A 17041-nucleotide genomic window follows, 5' to 3' on the forward strand; every position below is an offset into this window, starting at 1 on the left:
AGACCGATGTCACCGATGATCACCGCGCAGAGCGGTACAGTTCGGCCGGCCGTACGCGGCATGACGACCCCCGGACTGGACGGAATTGGTGACCAAGGAGCTCGGCGACGTCGCCGTTCGGCAGCACCCTGCCGCCCCCGTCGAGGTCACCGTCCGCGGCCAGGACCGACCGGGGCGCACGTTCCGCCTGCTGCGCGGTGCGGCCTGCGGTCTCGGCGTCGCGGGGACGATCGTCGTCGGCCGCGCGTCCGGTGTCCTCGACGGTGTCCTCGCGGTCGCCCTGCTCCTCCTGGTGGTCCTGGCCGTCCCCGTGTCGCGTGAGCTGTCTCGACGGGTCCTGGTCGTCGGATGCCTCCTGCTCGGGTGGGTGCCCGTCCTGTGGTGGGTCCCCCTGCCGGTCGGGGTGGCGGGGCGCGGCACCGCGCTGCTCGCCGTGGTGGCCGGGGGTCTGACGGCCTGGGTCGCTGCGGGGGAGGCTCCGGCGCGGCGGGGACGCCGGCTGCTGCCGCGCCTGCGGCTCGTCGACATCGTCCCCGTCGGCGCGGCCCTCGGCACCGCCTTCGTGCTGGCGCCCTGGTGGCGGGCGGCGGCGGGCGAGAACGCGCTCGGCATGCTCCTGCGGGGCTGGGACCACTCTGCGCACTTCAACATGAGCGAGATGATCCGGCGCCACGGGCTGGTCATCCCGGCCCTCGGACCGGCACCGGGCGGCGAGACCTGGGTGTACGCGCACTACCCGCAGGGCTACCACGCGGTGGTGGCGACGTTCATGGAGCTGGTCTCCCCGGAGGTCGGGCCCATCGGGGACGAGGTGCTCCTCTACGCCCGCACGATGGCGGGTGTCGTGGTCCTCGCCGCGACGGTGCTCGTCGCCGGGGTGTGCGCGCTGCCCCGTCTGCGCCGAGCGCCGCTCCTGGCGATCGCGCTCTCCGCCGGCGTCTGGTCCGTGCTCGTCCTGGGCCCGGGCGGCCGGATCCTCTCGGACGGCTTCCCCAACTACCTGCTCGCGTGCGTGCTGCTCGCGTCCCTCCCGTTGGTGCTGCTCCCCGTGGTCCGCGTCGCCTCCCCGGTGCACGTCGCTGCCGCCGGCGCCGCGATCGCCGGCATCGCGCACGGGTGGATCCTCCTGCTCGTCCTCGCGGCGCCGACGTTGCTCCTCCTCGTGGTCCCGCTGCGCCGCGGCCGGTGGCGGGCCGGGGGCGGTGCGTGGGCGTGGACGGTGGCGACCGGGGTCGCCGTGCTCGGCTCGATCGCCGTCGCCCTGCGCACGGTGGGTGGGCAACGCCTCGACGCGGTGCTCGTCATCGACGGCGGCGGGACCACCCTGCGCCTCCTGATCCCCGCCCTGCTCGTCGCGGCCTGCCTGCTCGTGGGCGTCGCGACCGTGGTAGCCCGCCGCGGCTCCCGGGCGACGACCACCCTGGCCAGACCCGTCCTCGTCGCGCTCCTGCCCGTCGTCGGTGGCGTCGTCGCCCTCGGCATCGGGTGGCTCCAGCTGCGGACGACCGGACACCTCGGCTACTACTTCTGGAAGTTCGCCATCGCGTGGACGATCTTCTCGGCGGTCGCTCTCGTCGCGGGCGTGGTCGGCTTCGTGTCCGCGCCCCGGGTCGCCGCTCGACCGTGGCCGCGCCTCGTGCGCGCCTCCCTCGCGCTCGTCGCGGTCGGGGCGTCGGTGCTCGTGTGGGGCGGCGTCCACCCGGCACTGCCGTCCCGCGGGCACGCGGCCCCGGGGATCGCCGCGCGCGTCGAGCTCGGCGCCACGTCGCTCGCGCCCCCGCCGTCGGCCGCCGCGCTCCTCGCCGCCGCCTCCGCCGCGCCTGCCTCGCCCGAGCGTCGAGCCGTCTTCGTGACGACGCCGGTGGACCCCGGAGTCTTCGGGATCTCCGCGGCCCAGTGGTACTCCGCCCTCACCTCCACGTGGACGGACGAGGGGAACGTGTCGCTGAGCCGGCTCGGTGGCGACGTCCACACCCCGACCGACGCGGTCAACGTGGCGCGCGTGATCCTCGCGGCGGACCCGTCGGCTGCCGTCGTCGTGGCACCCGAGTTCCGCGACGCGGTGCGGGCGGGGCTGCGCGGCGACGGGTGGGGCGACCGGGTGCTCAGCTGGTGACGGACGCCAGGGTGCGCCGTTCGGGTGACGCAAGGGGTTCAGAAACCGCCCGGACCGACCGATAACCTCCCCGTGGATCTGACTGGCGAGAACGACGTGATGACTGCTGGTGCCCGGACGCGACGCGGGTGGCGCGCGACGGGCCTCGTCGGGGCGGTGGCGATCGCGCTGGTCGCGACCGTGTCGTTCCTGCCGACGGCCGCGGGTGCGGAACCGGTCGCGAGCGACCCGACGGGCACGGAGCCCGCGTCCCGGAGCGGGATCCCGCGCGTCGCGGAGCCCGGTGCCACGCCGCCCGTGAGCGACCAGGTCCTGGTGCGCTTCGTGGACGGGGTCCCGAAGGCGCAGGGCAGGGCCGCGCTCTCTGCCGCGGGCGTCTCGGCGGAGGACCAGGTGGGCACGACGGGGTTCGTCGCCGTCCCGGTGGGCGACGAGGACCCGCAGGAGCTGGCGGCCGAGCTGGCGGCCGATCCTCGGGTCGCCGACGTGCAGGTCGACCACGTGCGCTCGACGGCCGTGTGGCCGAACGACCATCTGGTGCAGGCAGTGACCTGGCCGTACCTGGACCTCGTGCGTCTGCCGCGGGCCTGGGACGTCTCGCGCGGCACCGGCACGGTCATCGCCGTCCTCGACACCGGGATCCGCGCGTCGCACGAGGACCTCGCCGGTCGGGTGATCGTCCCGGGCTACAACGCGATCGACGGCAGCAGCGACGTGGACGACGACCAGGGTCACGGCACGCTGGTGGCCGGCATCGCCGCGGCGCGCGGGAACAACGGCGTCGGTCTGGCCGGCGCCGCCTGGGACGCCTCCGTGCTGCCGGTCAAGGTGCTGGACGAGAACGGGTACGGGTTCGACTCCGACGTCGCCGAGGGGATCACCTGGGCGGCCGACCACGGCGCCACGGTCATCAACATGTCCCTGGCGGGGCCGGACACCTCACCGGCGATCCTCGCGGCGATGCAGTACGCGGTGGCGAAGAAGGTGGTCGTGGTCGCGGCGGCCGGGAACGACGGCTCGTCGGTCCCGCACTACCCCGCCGCCTACGCCGCCGAGGTCCCCGGCGTCCTGTCGGTCGCCGCGACGGACGACTACGGCACGCGGGCGGGCTTCTCCAACTGGGGCGACTCGATCTCGCTCGCCGCGCCCGGGGTCGACGTCGTCGGCGCGTCGGCCGCGCTCGACACCTGGTACTCGCTCGGCACCGGCACGTCGATGGCATCGCCGCTGGTCGCCGGGGCGGCCGCGCTGCTCCGGCAGGCGAAGCCCGGTTGGACCGCCGCGCAGGTCGCGGACGCGCTCGTCGCGTCGGCGCGCGACGCCGGACCGCGCGGGCGCGACCCGTACTACGGAGCCGGGGTGCTCGACGTGTCCGCCGCGTTCGGGCAGACGCCGGGCATCCCGCTCGACCGAGCCGTCGGTGACGAGGGTCCGTCGGACGACGACGTCCCCGCGCGCGCCCGGGTGCTGCCCGCCGCTGACGCGGTTGCCTACACGAACGGGAGCATCGGGACGGACGGCGACGCCGACTGGTGGACCTCGCAGGTGAGCACCGCGGGCTTTCGGCTCTTTCGACTGACCTCGCGCGACTACAGCCCGATGGAGCTCGACGTCTTCGACTCCGAGCTGCGCTGGCTCGGGGGTGCGCAGACCGATCCGTCGTCGGGCAACGCGGAAGCGTCGGTGCCGGTGGCGGCTCCGGGCGGGGTGTTCGTCCGTGTCCGGGCCTCGGACGGGGCGGTCGGTGGCTTCTACAAGCTCGACGACCCCTACGGCACCTCCAGCAGGGGCCCGCTGCTGACGGTCGAGAACGCGCGGTCGGCATCGGCCGCGACGTCGACCCAGGTCGCCGTCGGAGACCTGGTGGCCGGCGGTGCGCTCGACGGTGTCGCTGCCGTGTCCGACGGGCAGGGTGGGACGATCTCCGTCGTCGCCGGCGACCCGGCGACGACGGGGGCCGCGGCATCGGTCGCCGGACCGCTCCTGACCGACTCCCTCGTCGTGGCCGACGTGCTGCCGGGTGGTGCGGACGAGGTCGTCGTCGCCACGCCCTCGGGCCTGCGGGCCTGGTCGTGGAGCGACGGAGGGCTCGTCGCGGCGGCCGCGGTGCTGTCCACCGACGTGGCCACGGCCGTGCGGGCGGTGGACGTCGAGGGTGACGGCGACGACGACCTCGTGCTCACCACCGCCGGGGAGACGGTGCTGCTGCGACGCGACGGGGCGTCGCTCGCACGGGTGGTGCTGGTGCCGCGCACGATGAGGCCTCTGGCGGTCGGGGACGTGTCCGGCGACGGACGCGCCGACCTCGTGGGCGGGGACCCGGCGGGCGCCGCGAGTCTTGAGGTGGTCCGACAGCAGGCGGACGGGACCTTCGGGGTCCCGGCGCTGGTCGCGACCAGCCGGGCGCCGGGGGTCCTCAGCGTCGCGGACGCGGACGGCGACCTGGACGGCGACGTCCTCGTCGGCGACGGGCCAGGAGGCTATCGCGGCGTCGTGGTCCACCTGCAGGGTGCCGACCACACCCTCGGTGGGGCGGCCTTCCAGGCCGGTGTCGCGAACCAGGCGACCCCCGCCGCGTTCGACGTCGACGCCGACGGCGACGTCGAGATCGTGGGCGGCCGCTCCGGCTTCGTGGAGCTGGTCGAGCGCACGACGCCCACGTCGTTCGACTACGCCTACCAGTTCCGGCTCACCGGCGACTGCGACGGCGTTCCGCCGGACCTCGCCGTCGGCGACCTCACCGGGGACGGGCGAGCCGACGTGCTCGCCTCGTGCCCGGACGGCAGCGTCGACGTGCTCCGGAACCGGTACACGACCGAACCGGTGGGGCCGGCCCTCTGGGTGGAGGACGGCCCGCAGACGCAGCAGAGCGGGGTGCCGGTGCGCCCCCTGGTCGCGATCCGGTCGGGGCACGACCTTCCCGCGGGCGCCGCGACCGCGACGACCGTCCGGCTCGTCGACGGCGTCACGGGCGCGGCCGTCCCCGCGACGCGGACCACGAACGCCTCGACGGACACCCTGACGATCACTCCGTCGGCCGACCTCGTGGTCGGTCGGCACTACCACGTGCGGGTGGCCGGACTCACCGACGTGGACGGCGCCGTGCAGGACGACGTCTACCGCGCGTACTTCACGGTGGGTGCGAGCGGCGACCGCTTCACGCCGGTCGAGCCGTTCCGCGTGCTCGACACCCGCAACGGGACCGGTGTGGACGCGGGTGCGGTGGTTCCGTGGGAACCGATCGACCTGCCGCTCGGCGGCTACGCCGTCCCCGAGACGGCCACCGCCGTCGTGCTCAACGTGACCGCGGTGTCACCGGCCGGGCCGGGCAACGTCCGCGTGTTCCCGACGCCCGCCACGACCGGGGCGCTGCCCACGGTCTCGAACCTCAACCTCCTGCAGTACGTGGACCAGCCGAACCTGGTGACCGTGAAGCTCGGCGCAGGCGGCTCCGTCCGCTTCGCGACCGACGGCGCGGTGTCCCACCTCGTGGCGGACATCGCCGGCTACTACAGCCCCGGCGGCGCGACCGCGTTCGTCCCGGTCAGCCCCGTGCGTGTCATGGACATGCGGAACGGGACCGGGGGAGTGCCGACCGGCCGTCTCCCGGCGGACCACTACGTCGACCTCGTCGTCACCGGGGTGAACGGCGTGCCGGCCGACGCGTCCGCGGTCGTCCTGAACGTCACGGGCGTCGCCCCGGGCGGTCGGACGAACGTGCGGGTGTACCCGAGGCCGGCGGCGTCGGAGCCCCAGGCGCCCCCGAGCGTGTCCAACCTGAACCTGTCCGGGGGCCGGGACCAGCCGAACCTGGTCACCGTCCAGGTGGGCGAGGGCGGCAAGGTCCGGTTCTACACGCAGAGCTCCGACCTGTGGCTCATCGCGGACCTGGCCGGCTACTACAGCCCGACAGGGCGGCAGGGCTTCACGGCCGTCGACCCCGCGCGCATCGCCGACACCCGGTCCGGCTTCGGGCTGCCGTCGACCCTGCGGGCCGGCGTGACGGCGGACCTGACCGTGACGGGCAAGGCCGGGGTGCCGGCGGGGGCGACCGCGGTGGTGCTCAACGTGACCGCCGCGGCCCCGCGGGGGACGTCGAACATCCGGGTCTTCCCGACGTCGACGGGTGCGCCCCCGCTCATCTCGAACCTCAACGTGGTCCGGGGCCGCGACGAGCCGAACCTGGCCGTGGTCCGCACCGGAACCACCGGCAAGGTGTCCTTCTACACCCAGTCCGCGGACACGGATCTCGTGGTCGACGTCCAGGGGTACTTCACGCAGTAGGCGGCGCGGCAGGGCGAGCGGCGGTCAGTGACCCGCGGCGTCGAACGCGGGCGCGAACCGCAGCTCGCCACGCGGCGAGGTCCCGGAGAAGGTGAGGTGCTGGACGACGGCCGGGTCCAGTCCGAGGTGCGACAGCGGGCCGTTGCCCGTGAAGCCCATCCGGCCGTAGATGTTCGGGTCACCGATCAGCGCGCAGCCCCGCGCGTCTCGGTCCCGCAGCCGGCGCAGACCCTCGGCCACGAGTGCCCGACCGATACCCCGCCGTTGCCGGTCGAGCCGGACGGAGATCGGCCCGAGCCCGAACCAGCCGTCGTGCGCCCCGTCGATCGTGACGGGCGAGAACGCGACGTGGCCGATGATGTCGCCGTCGTCCTCCGCCACGAGCGAGAGCGTCAGGTCGCCGGACGCCCGCAGCGACCGGACGATCGGTGCCTCGGAGCCGTCGCTGAACGACTGCGGCAGGAAGGCGGCGATGGTCAGCCGATCGATGGCGTCGACGTCGTCGGGTCGTTCGGGTCGGATCAGCACCGTCGTCTCCGGATCGCGGGGGCGCGCCCGGCTCCGGCGCGCGCCTCGCAGCGTAGGACCGGGTGGCGCGGAGCCGAAGCGGATTTGCGTCGGCCGTCCCCTGACGCGGGCGTCAGGGGACGGTGACCGTCCGGCAGCCGATCTGCGCGTTGGCACCGGGTGTCGCGTTGATGCCGTAGATGCAGACCGTGTGCGCGCCCGTGGTGGCGCTCATCGTGGCGTTGAAGCCGTGCAGGTCGCCGCGTCCCCAGACCTGGCCGACGTCGGGCCGCGACCCGTTCGCCGTGAACGCCGCCGAGGCCGAGTCGACGTACATGTGCACGGTGATCGGGTCGTTGGTGTCGGGGTCCAGGGCCCAGCCGGTGACGGTGATGGACCCGGCCGCGGCCGTGACCGTCTCGATGTTGCCGAACGGCACCCGGTTGGACGCGGGCGGAGTCTGCACTGCGGGGACGACGAGCGTGCGGCATGCGATCTGGGTCGACGGCCCGGTCGTCGCGTTGAGCGCGGTGACGCACACCTCGTGCGAGCCCGACGTCGTGTTCACGGTGGCCGCGAACCCGTGCAGGTCGCCACGCCCCCACACGCGTCCGACGTCCGGGCGCGACGCCTTGGCGACGAACGACGAGACGACCGCACCGTCGACGGACAGCTGCACCGTCACCGGGTCGTCCGTGTCGGGGTCCAGCGCCCAGCCGGACACCGACACGGTTCCCTCGCCGACCGTGGCCGTCTCGAGGTTGCCCATCGGCGGGCGGTTGGCCTCCGGCGGGGTGACGACGGCCGGCACCGTGACGGTGCGGCAGCCGATCTGCGCGTTGGCGCCCGGGGTCGCGTTGATCGCGTAGAAGCACACGGTGTGCGGTCCCGAGGTGGCGTTCATGGTGGCCGTGAGGCCGTGCAGGTCACCACGGCCCCAGACCCGGCCGACGTCCGGGCGGGACCCGTTCGCGGTGAACGCGGCCGACGCCGAGTCGACGTACATGTGCACGGCGATCGGGTCGTTGGTGTCGGGGTCGAGAGCCCAGCCGGTCGCGGTGATCGATCCGGGAGCGGCCGTCACGGACTCGATGTTGCCGAACGGCACGCGGTTGACCACGGTGATCGAGCGGCACGCGATGAGGGTGTTCCCGCCCGGGGCCCAGTCGTTGATGGCGTAGACGCACACGTTGTACGTGCCCGGCGCCGTCGGCACCTTGGCGCTGAACCCGTGCAGGTCGCCCTTCTTGTACGCGGCGCCCACGTCCGGCCGGGACTGGTCGGCGGTGAAGGCCGTGCCCGCCGACCCGACGTAGACGTGGACTGCGATCGGGTTGTTGGTGTCCGGGTCGAGCGCCCAGCCGGTGGCGGTGATGCTCGAGGCGTCGGACGTGACGGAGTCGAACGACCCGACGGGGAGACGGTCGGTGGTGGGGCCGAACCAGTCGCGGAAGTAGTTCCAGAAGTTGCGGTTCCCGTACGACGAGCAGGCGTCGCCGGTGCTGTAGCCGGCGGCGAGCGCGGCCGCGTTCGGCTGGTACGGCGTGTAGTTGTAGAGGCTCGCGGTCGCCTGGTTCTGGATGTAGACGGCCGAGCTGCCGCAGGCGGCGTTCGGGTGGAAGCGCACGTTGTTAGTCAGGCCGGCGCGGTGGCCGTACCTCGTGGGGTTGTTCGCGTAGTTCTTGAACTGCGCCGCCGCCGAGTAGACCTGGTTGAAGAAGCCGTAGTACTGCGCGTCGCACGCGGCGGTGTCGGGGCAGCCGTAGCCCATCGCGCTGCGGTACCGGTTGGCGTACAGACCGCTGCCGGACCCGGTGACCAGCCCCTGCTCCTTCTGGAGCATGACGATGAGCACGCGGGGGTTGATGCCGCACGCCGCGGCCACCTTGACGATGATGGACGCTGCGGTCTCCTCGGGTACTCCGACGTAGGCGCCGGGGCACTTCGCGTCTGCCGGTCGGGACGTCGTGGCCTGGCGGAAGTTCTTCAGGCAGGGGGTGCCGTCGCTCCCGGGGACGCACGACGCGCCCTTCTGGTTGAGGAACGCCTGCACGTCGGCGCCGCTCATCGCGCCCGAGTCGTAGAAGATCGGGTCGCTGATGATGAAGCCCGGGTCGAACTTGCTGAGGTCGGCGGCCGTGGCCGGCGCGGCGAGCGGTCCGGCCACGACGGTCACCACCTGCGCGACGACGACGGCAAGGGTGGCCAGCAGCGCGGCGGTGCGCCGGCGGACGGGTGCGCGGGACATCAGGGGACCTCGATGGTGACGGCGGGCGCCGAGCCCGCGCGGGTCGTGGACGTGTAGGACAGCACGGCTTGCCAGGTGCCCGGCGTGAGAGCGGCGCGCGGCACCGACAGCTCGCCGCAGCTCATGGTCGTCGCGTCCGGTGTCGCGGAGGCGCTCCGGGTGACGACGCTGCTCCCGCGGGTCATCGAGACGGCGCAGGTGCCGGCCGACTCCAGGGCGTCGACGTAGCCGCCGACCACCGCGGCGCCGGCGGCTGTGTCCCAGCCGGAGAAGGTCACGGTCACGGTCGCGGTGCCGAGCGGGGCGCCCGTCGTCCCGGCCGTCGGTGCGGGCGTCGCGGGGGGAGCCTCCGTCGGGGCCGGCGCCGTCGCGGACGGCTCGGCCGGGGTGCTCGGTGCAGCGGTGGCCGACGACGTCGCGGAGGCGGACAGCGAGGCCGTGGGAGCCGGCGTCGCGCCCGTGCCTGCCTGGGCGGGGCGCAGGAGCGCGATCACCGCAGCCGCGGCGGCCGCGGCGACCAGCACCGAGACGATCGCGACGACGATGCGCCGGGAACCAACGTTCATGGGTGAGGGCCTCGCGTGAGGGGACGGGTGGATCAAACTCTAGGGACACGCACGGAAGATCCGGTGAGCGCCACTCGCGTCGTCCGGTTCGTCCCAGTACCACGTGGGGGGCGCCGCGTCGATGGTCCTGCACGGGAGCGACTATTCTTGGCGTTCGCCGTCCGCCGAGGAACGAGGAAGCGTGCACAGGATCCTGGGGAACCCCCGCCACTACGCGTGGGGCTCGACGACCGCGATCCCGGAGCTCGTCGGACTGACCGGAGACGGGCGCCCCGTCGCCGAGCTGTGGTTCGGCGCGCACCCGGCCGGGCCGTCCGCCGTCGAGACGGACGACGAGACGCTCGCGCTCACCGACATGCTGGCCGCCGCGCCGCGGGCGCTCCTCGGCGCCGACGTCGTCGCCCGGTTCGGCGCGGGCCTGCCCTACCTGCTCAAGATCATCGCCGCGGAGCGGCCGCTGTCCCTGCAGGTCCACCCGAACGTCGAGGCTGCCGGGAAGGGCTTCGCCGCCGAGGAGGGCGCCGGTGTCGCGCTCGACGCGCCACACCGCAACTACAAGGACCGCAACCACAAGCCCGAGCTGGTGTTCGCCCTCACCACGTTCGAGGCGGTCTGCGGGTTCCGCGCCCCCCGCCGGGCCGCGGAGCTGCTCGCGGACCTCGACGCACCCTTGGCCAAGGAGCTGCACGGGATCCTCGTGGCCCAGCCGACCGTCGAGGGGATCCGCGCAGCCTTCACGCACCTGCTCGAGCCGTCCACGCGCCCCTCGGCCGACGAGGTCGGCGCGGTCGCGCGGGCCTGCGCGGAGAGGCTCGCGTCAGGCTCGCCCTCGCCGCGCGCCGACCGCACGGTCGTCCTGCTCGATGCCGCGTACCCGGGCGACCCCGGCGTGGTGACGTCGTTGCTCCTCAACCCGGTGACCCTCCAGCCGGGCGACGCGATGTTCGTGCCCGCCGGCGGGGTGCACGCCTACCTGAGCGGGTGCGCCGTGGAGATCATGGCCAGCTCCGACAACGTGCTGCGCGCGGGCCTGACGCCGAAGCACATGGACATCCCGGAGCTGCTCCGCAACGTCGACTACGTCGCGGCGCCCCCCATCCGCGTGGCGCCGGAGGTGTTCCACGGCGCGACCAAGGTCTTCTACGCGCCGGTCGACGACTTCGAGCTCTCGGTCACCGAGATCGCCGACGGGCACAGCCACCCGCTGCCGGGCCGCGGTCCGCGGATCGTCCTGTGCCTCGACGGCGAGACCTCGATCGCGGCCGGTGGCTCCGAGCTGGTGCTGACCCGCGGGCAGGCGGCCTTCGTTCCCGCCGCCGACGGCCGGCTCACGGTGACGGGCACCGGGACGATCGTCCAGGCCGACGTCCCCTGACTCCGTCCTGACAGTCGCGCCCGGACGGTACGGTCCGGGGCGGCTCAGCCCGCTGCGGTGACCCGCTCGGAGGCGACGAGGCGGTCCCGCCGCGGTGCGTCGTCGGCCAGCTCCGCGGTCGTCGCGGGGCTGGTGAGCACCACCGACCCGTCGCCCGCGAGCACCGCGAGCACGTCGAGGAGAAAGGCCACGACCTCGGAGCGGGGTCCGGCGGCTCGGAGCACCCGGTCGGCCTCCGCAGCCGGATCCGTCAGCAGGTCCGCGTGGCTGCGCGTGACGACGCCGTCGAGGGCGGCGGCGGACGGGTCGAGAGGCGCCGTCCACCCGATCACGTCGCCGTAGGTCATGACGGCGCCCGCCGCGTCGATGGCACCCGGCGGCAGGGGATCGGGGAAGCTGCGCGCCAGGGCGGGCAGCGCCACGGCGACCACCTGGTCGCGCGCGGACGCACCGGCGGGGGAGTCGGTGACGAGCACGTCCACCGGCCCCGCGCCCGGACTCACGACGCAGGCGCCGGCGCGCCACACCGCGAGCGCCCACACCACGGTGCGCCAGTGCCCGGGCAGGTCGAGGGCGACCCGCGTCCCGGGGCCGGCGTCGAACTCCTCGACCAGGAGGTTGGTGGTCTTGCTCACCCAGTTGCCGAGCACCGCGCCCGACAGCTCGACACGCTCGCCGTCGTCGCCGTACCACGTCACCCGAGGGCGTCCCGGCTCGCGCACGAGCAGGGTGAGGAGGTCGGCGACCGTGGTGGGGGGCACCCGGACAGCGTAGGGCGGCAGACGCCGACCGCCGGCCCGACGAGGTCGGACCGGCGGTCGGTGGTGGGGCGGCGGAGGGCTACTGGACGTACCACCCCTGGACGTCGGCGATCAGCTGGCTGGTGCCGGAGTCGTTGTAGAACGTCACCTTGTTCCCGGTGCCGAGCTTGACGATCACGAGGTTCGCGATGTTCCGGCCGGCGTAGGGGTTGAGGTTGGACGCCTTCTTGCAGTCCGTCACGACCGTCCCGCCCGGGCAGGCGGAGACGTAGGTGTTGGCGGTGCTGTTCGCGGCGGTCACGTTGAACACCACGGCCGTCGCTCCCGCAGGGGCGTCGGGGAGCGTCAGCGTGTACGTCTTGCCGGCGGCCACGCTCTGGAACGCCATCGCGCGCGTCGGCTCGGTGGGCAGGTACGACGCGTCAGCCGTGCCGTCGACGAACCAGCCCTGGACGTCCGCGATGAGCTGGACGGTGCCGGCGTCGTTGTAGAACGACACCTTCCCGCCGGTGCCCAGCTTGACGATCACCATGTTGGGCGTGTTGGCGCCCGCGTAGGGGTTGAGACTGGACGACTTCTTGCAGATCGTCAGGCCCGTACCACCCGGGCACGCCGACACGTAGGTGTTGGACGTCGGGTTGGCGGCGGTGACGTTGAGCGCAACGGCGGTCGCGCCCGCGGGCACGTTCGGGAGCGTGAGCGTGTACATCTGCCCGGCACCGATGCTCTGGAACGACATCGCGCGCGTCGGGGCCACCGGGGCGTAGGTCGCCCCGCCGGTCCCACCCTCGACGAACCAGCCCTGCACGTCCGCGATGAGCTGGACGACACCGGCGTCGTTGTAGAAGGTCACCGTGTCGTCGGCGCCCAGCTTCACGATCACCATGTTCGGGGTGTTGCGTCCCGCGTAGGGGTTCACGTTCGACGACTTCTTGCAGTCCGTCGTCGAGGTGCCACCCGGGCAGGCGGACACGTAGGTGTTCGAGCTCGGGTTGGCCACCGTGACGTTGAGCGCCACGGCGGTCGCCCCGACGGGTGCCCCCTCGAGCTGCAGCGTGTACGTCTGGCCGCCGGGGACCGACTCGAACGACATGGCCCGCGTCGGGGTCACGGGCGTGTAGGCCGCTCCCGCCGGGGTGATCGTCTGCTCCAGGGGGTCGGAGGTCGTGGCGGCCGAGCTGGCGTCGCCCACCCACACCGCGGTCAGCTGGTGGGTCCCGACGCCCAGGGTGGTCGTCGCGAACGTGGCCACGCCCGAGGAGAGGGTGCTCTCCCCGAGCTTGGTCGCGCCGTCGTAGAACGTGACCTTGCCGGTGGGGAGCTTCCCGCTGCGGACGACCGTGGCGCCCAGGGTCACCGACTGCCGGGAGGCGGCCGGGTTGGCGGAGCTGGTGAGGGTGACGGTCACCTCGTTCTTGGTGAACGTGCGCACCGCCGAGGTGCCGATGGCATTGTCCGCGCCGTCCAGCGCAACGACCCGCCAGAAGTAGGGAGTCCCGTCGACGAAGTACTTGGGCGACGCCCACGACGTGGTGACGGTCTTCGGCGACTCCAGCATCGTGGCGAAGTTCGCCGCCGTGCTGACCTCGAAGCGGTAGGCCGAGGCCCCCGTCACGGGCGACCAGCGGAAGACGACGTCGTTCGAGGTCGGGCGGGCCGCGTCGTCGGGCGCGAGCAGTGCCGGCACCGACGCGCCGACCGTGAAGCCGTCCCCGGACGACCACTGGCCGGCGAACCCGCCGATGTCGTTCTTCCGCACGCGCCACGTGTAGCTGCCGAGGCCCAGCGACTTGTCCGGGGTGAAGGCGGCGTACGCGGTGATGTCGGTGCGGATCCGGTTGGCGAGCGGGTAGGTGGAGTCCGTGCCGCGGTAGAGCTCGACCGTGTACGTCCCGGCGTAGCTCAGCGCCGTCCAGGACAGCGACGGCAGACCGTTGACCACGGTGACGGGCCGGGTCACGGGTGCGGACGACGACTTGGTGAATGTCGCCGGGACGCTGCTGGTCAGCACCTGCGAGGACGCGTCGAGGGCCTGCACGCGCCAGTAGTAGGTCCCGTCGGGGTAGGTCTTGGCCCACGGGGCGTAGAACGGCTGGTCCACCGTGGCCGTGTCGACCATCGTCGCGAACGAGGCGTCACTCGCGACGTCGATCCGGTAGGCCTTCGCCCCGGGTGCGGTGCTGCCCTGCGGGAGGCCGGCCGGGAAGTAGTCCGCCCACGAGAAGGCGACCTGGTCGACGACGGGAACCGGGGTGGGGTCGAGCACCGGCGCGGGGCTCACCTTCCGGAACGCGGAGATGTTCGCCTCGTTCGCCTCGTACGCCGCCTGGGGGCCGGGGCCGCAGGTGACGTCGGAGCGGCAGACCTGGACGTACCAGTAGTACGACTGCAGAGCGGTGTTGTCCGGCAGTGACTCCCGCGGGGTGATCGAGGTGAAGTGGGTCGAGTACTTGCGCACGACGTTCGTGAAGTTCTTGTCGGTCGCCAGCCACACGGTGTAGCTGTCGGCATCGGGCGACGGCGCCCACCGAAGCTCGGGGACGTCGGGCTGGCTCGAGCCGTTCGCCGGGGCGACGTAGGTCACGAACGGGCTCTCGGTGACCGTGAAGGTGGCGACCCCCGACTGCGCGATCTGGCCGTCGTCCTTGTTGAACGCCCGGACGAACCAGCGCCACCCGCCGGCCGAGAGGGCCTCGGTGTACGTGTAGGCCGCCTGCGGCAGCTTCTCCTGGGACTTGGTGAGCTCCTGGAAGGTGTTGGACGCGGCCGGTGCGTAGTAGACGCGGTAGTACTTCGCGTCGGTGACCGGGGTCCACGTCATGCTCGGCGAGTCCTGCAGGAGCGGCGGCGTCGCCACGGCCAGGGTGCCGATGGAGGGCGACGTGGTCGTCGGGTCGGTCACGACGAACCGACCCCGGCCGGAGGAGCCCGCGACTGGCGTCATCGCACCGTCGGCCGAGACCCCCTGGACCCACCACTCGTAGGTGCCCGCGCCGAGGTTGGTGTCGTTGACGTTGGTGGGCGACCAGGTGGTGGCCGACGTCGTCCCGACCGTCTTCTGGGAACCGACGCCGTCCTTGATCAGCGTGACCTGGTAGCGGTGGTAGCCGGCCAGCGGCGTCCACGAGAGAACGGGAGCGGTGACGGTGACGTTGTTGACCGGCGAGATCGGCCGAACCACGGCCTGGTCGAACGTGAAGCTCTCGCGGTTGGAGTACACGCCCTGCACCGGGGTCGTCGTGCTGGGCGGGGTGTCCATGGCGCGGACGCGCCAGTAGTACACGGCACCCGGGTTCGGCTCGAACGTGCAGTCGGCGCCGACCGTCGCGCTCGGCTTCGGCGTGGTCGTCACGGCGTGCGGCGTCAAGGAGGTGTGCAGCGTCTGGCACGTGGTGACCCCGGAGCTGAAGTTCGGGTCCGTGCTGATGCTCACCTCGTAGTAGGCGGCGTGCGCGACGCCGTCCCACGCGAGCCGGAAGCTGGACGCCGAGACCTCGGCGCCGCCGATCGGGCGCAGGGGTACGGGCTTGTCGGACCAGCCGCGCTGGAACTGGCCGACCGCGGACCACGGGCCGGCCTGGCCGGTGGCGCCGGTGGCGCTGGCGATGGCCTGGACGCGCCAGTAGTAGCCACCGGCCACGTAGGTCGCGGCCGGCGAGTATTGCGTTCCGCGGACCACCACGCTGTCCTTGATGTTGTTCGCGAAGTCGCCGTTCGGGCTCACCTGGAGCAGGTAGGCCTTCGCGCCGCGCACCGGCGTCCAGGTGAACTTGATGTCCTGGATCTCGTTGAACTGCTCGTTCACCTCGCCTGCGCCGAGCAGGGTCGGCTGGCCGAGGGCGTCGCCCCAGACCACCGTGAAGGACCGCGGCGTCGACCAGGCGGTCGTCACGCCGGTGGTCGCCGAGACCCCGCGGACCCGCCAGTACCAGGACTTGCCCAGCGTCAGCGGCGTGGTGAGGGCGAGGGAGGTGTTGGCCGTGCTGAACGACTGCGCCGCGACGAACCCGTCCTCGTCGTCGAGCTCGACCTCGTAGCCCTTGACGCCGGTGAGCACGCTCCACCGCAGCGTCGGGGTCTCGTCGGGGTAGGCCAGGCTGGCCAGGTCCGCGGGCGAGACGGCCGAGGGGGCCGTGGCCGACGTCTTGGTGAACTCGTCAGAAGCCCAGGGCCCCAGGTCGGCACCGGTGAGGGCCGCGACGCGCCAGTAGATCGTGCCGAGGGGCAGGTCCGTCGGCGGCGTCGCGTGCAGCGCATAGGTGTCGGTCAGGTAGATCCGGCCGGCCGTAGCGAAGGTCGAGCTCGTCGACACCTCCACCCGGTACGTCGTCGCACCGGGGACCGCGTCCCAGGCGAGCACGGGGTTGCCCGGCCCGTCCGCGGGGGCGGTCAGCACGGGAGGGTCGGTCGGCGCGACAGCGGCGGCGGGCGCGACACCGACCGCGCTCAGCAGGCCGACTGCCAGGACGTTGACGGCGACGAAGGCGGTTGCTCGGCGGAGCGACAGCTGCACAGTGGTTCCCCTCGGGTGCGGGCTCGGTCCGCGGGGGATCTGGCCCCCGCGCACCACCCCATCGGCACCCGGTCAGGACTTCTTGACCTCAGGCAACTGTTCGTCACTGCACCGGAGCAACCAGACACGCCCGGGCGACCGATCTTCACCAAGTTCACCCGACAAAACCGGACAACTACCACGTCCCCGCTTGACCAACGCGAACGACACGCGTGTAATTCCTTAGAACGGATTCATGAGCGAGCACCACCCGCGGCGCACCAGAGAGAGCGTCGCACGCCGAGCCCCTGAACGAGCAGATGAACCAGCACGAGGACCGCACGGAGGCACGCATGTGGAACCTGCTCGACAACGACGAGATCTTCCCTTCGGACGCACGGAGGAGTGCACAGACGCACGCCTCCAACGTGCTGCCGATCTTCGGCGCCCTCGAGGACGAGGGCCCCATGGGGTGGCAGGAGCGCGCGCTGTGCGCCCAGACCGACCCCGAGGCGTTCTTCCCCGAGAAGGGCGGCTCGACGCGTGAGGCCAAGAAGGTGTGCACGGGGTGCGACGTGCGCTCCGAGTGCCTCGAGTACGCACTGCAGAACGACGAGCGCTTCGGCATCTGGGGCGGGCTGTCCGAGCGGGAGCGGCGCAAGCTCAAGCGGCGTGTCGTCTGACGTCCTGCG

The 17041-nt window shown here is 72.9% G+C and carries 9 protein-coding genes; 4 read left to right on the forward strand and 5 right to left on the reverse strand.

The features are described from left to right. Window positions 1–88 precede the first annotated feature (88 nt). Both ASD18_RS09315 and ASD18_RS09320 read left to right on the forward strand, forming a co-directional pair. On the forward strand, window positions 89–2116 hold the full coding sequence (locus ASD18_RS09315; RefSeq protein ID WP_056089737.1) for a hypothetical protein: 2028 nt from the start codon (window positions 89–91) through the stop codon (window positions 2114–2116). A gap of 72 nt (window positions 2117–2188) precedes the next feature. Continuing rightward, window positions 2189–6400: a S8 family serine peptidase gene (locus tag ASD18_RS09320; RefSeq protein WP_156387924.1), complete on the forward strand. Its 4212-nt coding sequence runs from the start codon at window positions 2189–2191 to the stop codon at window positions 6398–6400. Window positions 6401–6424: 24 nt separating this feature from the next. Here ASD18_RS09320 and ASD18_RS09325 read toward each other — a convergent pair whose 3' ends face one another. The 3 genes from ASD18_RS09325 to ASD18_RS21020 all read right to left on the reverse strand — a co-directional run bounded on the left by ASD18_RS09325 (window position 6425) and on the right by ASD18_RS21020 (window position 9721). Continuing rightward, on the reverse strand, window positions 6425–6928 hold the full coding sequence (locus ASD18_RS09325) for a GNAT family N-acetyltransferase (protein ID WP_056089743.1): 504 nt from the start codon (window positions 6926–6928) through the stop codon (window positions 6425–6427). A 112-nt stretch (window positions 6929–7040) separates the two neighbouring features. Then, window positions 7041–9155 (reverse strand): hypothetical protein, encoded by a 2115-nt coding sequence (locus ASD18_RS09330; RefSeq protein WP_056089745.1) that lies wholly within the window; start codon window positions 9153–9155, stop codon window positions 7041–7043. Beyond that, a complete protein-coding gene (locus ASD18_RS21020) occupies window positions 9155–9721 on the reverse strand; it encodes a hypothetical protein (protein WP_056089748.1) in 567 nt (188 codons plus the stop codon). The genes ASD18_RS09330 and ASD18_RS21020 overlap by 1 nt, the downstream gene beginning before the upstream one ends. 181 nt (window positions 9722–9902) lie before the next feature. On the opposite strand from ASD18_RS21020, the gene manA reads away from it, so the two are divergent. After that, entirely contained in the window at window positions 9903–11096 is a 1194-nt protein-coding gene (gene manA, locus ASD18_RS09340) for a mannose-6-phosphate isomerase, class I (RefSeq protein WP_056089751.1), read from the forward strand. 44 nt (window positions 11097–11140) lie between these two features. Here the strand turns inward: manA and ASD18_RS09345 are convergent, their stop codons facing one another. After that, complete coding sequence (locus ASD18_RS09345) at window positions 11141–11857, reverse strand: TIGR03089 family protein (RefSeq protein WP_156387925.1); 717 nt, start codon at window positions 11855–11857, stop codon at window positions 11141–11143. 79 nt (window positions 11858–11936) lie between these two features. Then, window positions 11937–16370: an Ig-like domain-containing protein gene (locus ASD18_RS09350; RefSeq protein ID WP_056089756.1), complete on the reverse strand. Its 4434-nt coding sequence runs from the start codon at window positions 16368–16370 to the stop codon at window positions 11937–11939. Window positions 16371–16702: 332 nt separating this feature from the next. Here ASD18_RS09350 and ASD18_RS09355 point away from each other — a divergent pair, with 332 nt between their 5' ends. Then, complete coding sequence (locus ASD18_RS09355; RefSeq protein ID WP_056091941.1) at window positions 16703–17032, forward strand: WhiB family transcriptional regulator; 330 nt, start codon at window positions 16703–16705, stop codon at window positions 17030–17032. Window positions 17033–17041: the final 9 nt, after the last annotated feature.

It is taken from the genome of Cellulomonas sp. Root137 (assembly GCF_001426725.1).
GTDB lineage: Bacteria > Actinomycetota > Actinomycetes > Actinomycetales > Cellulomonadaceae > Cellulomonas.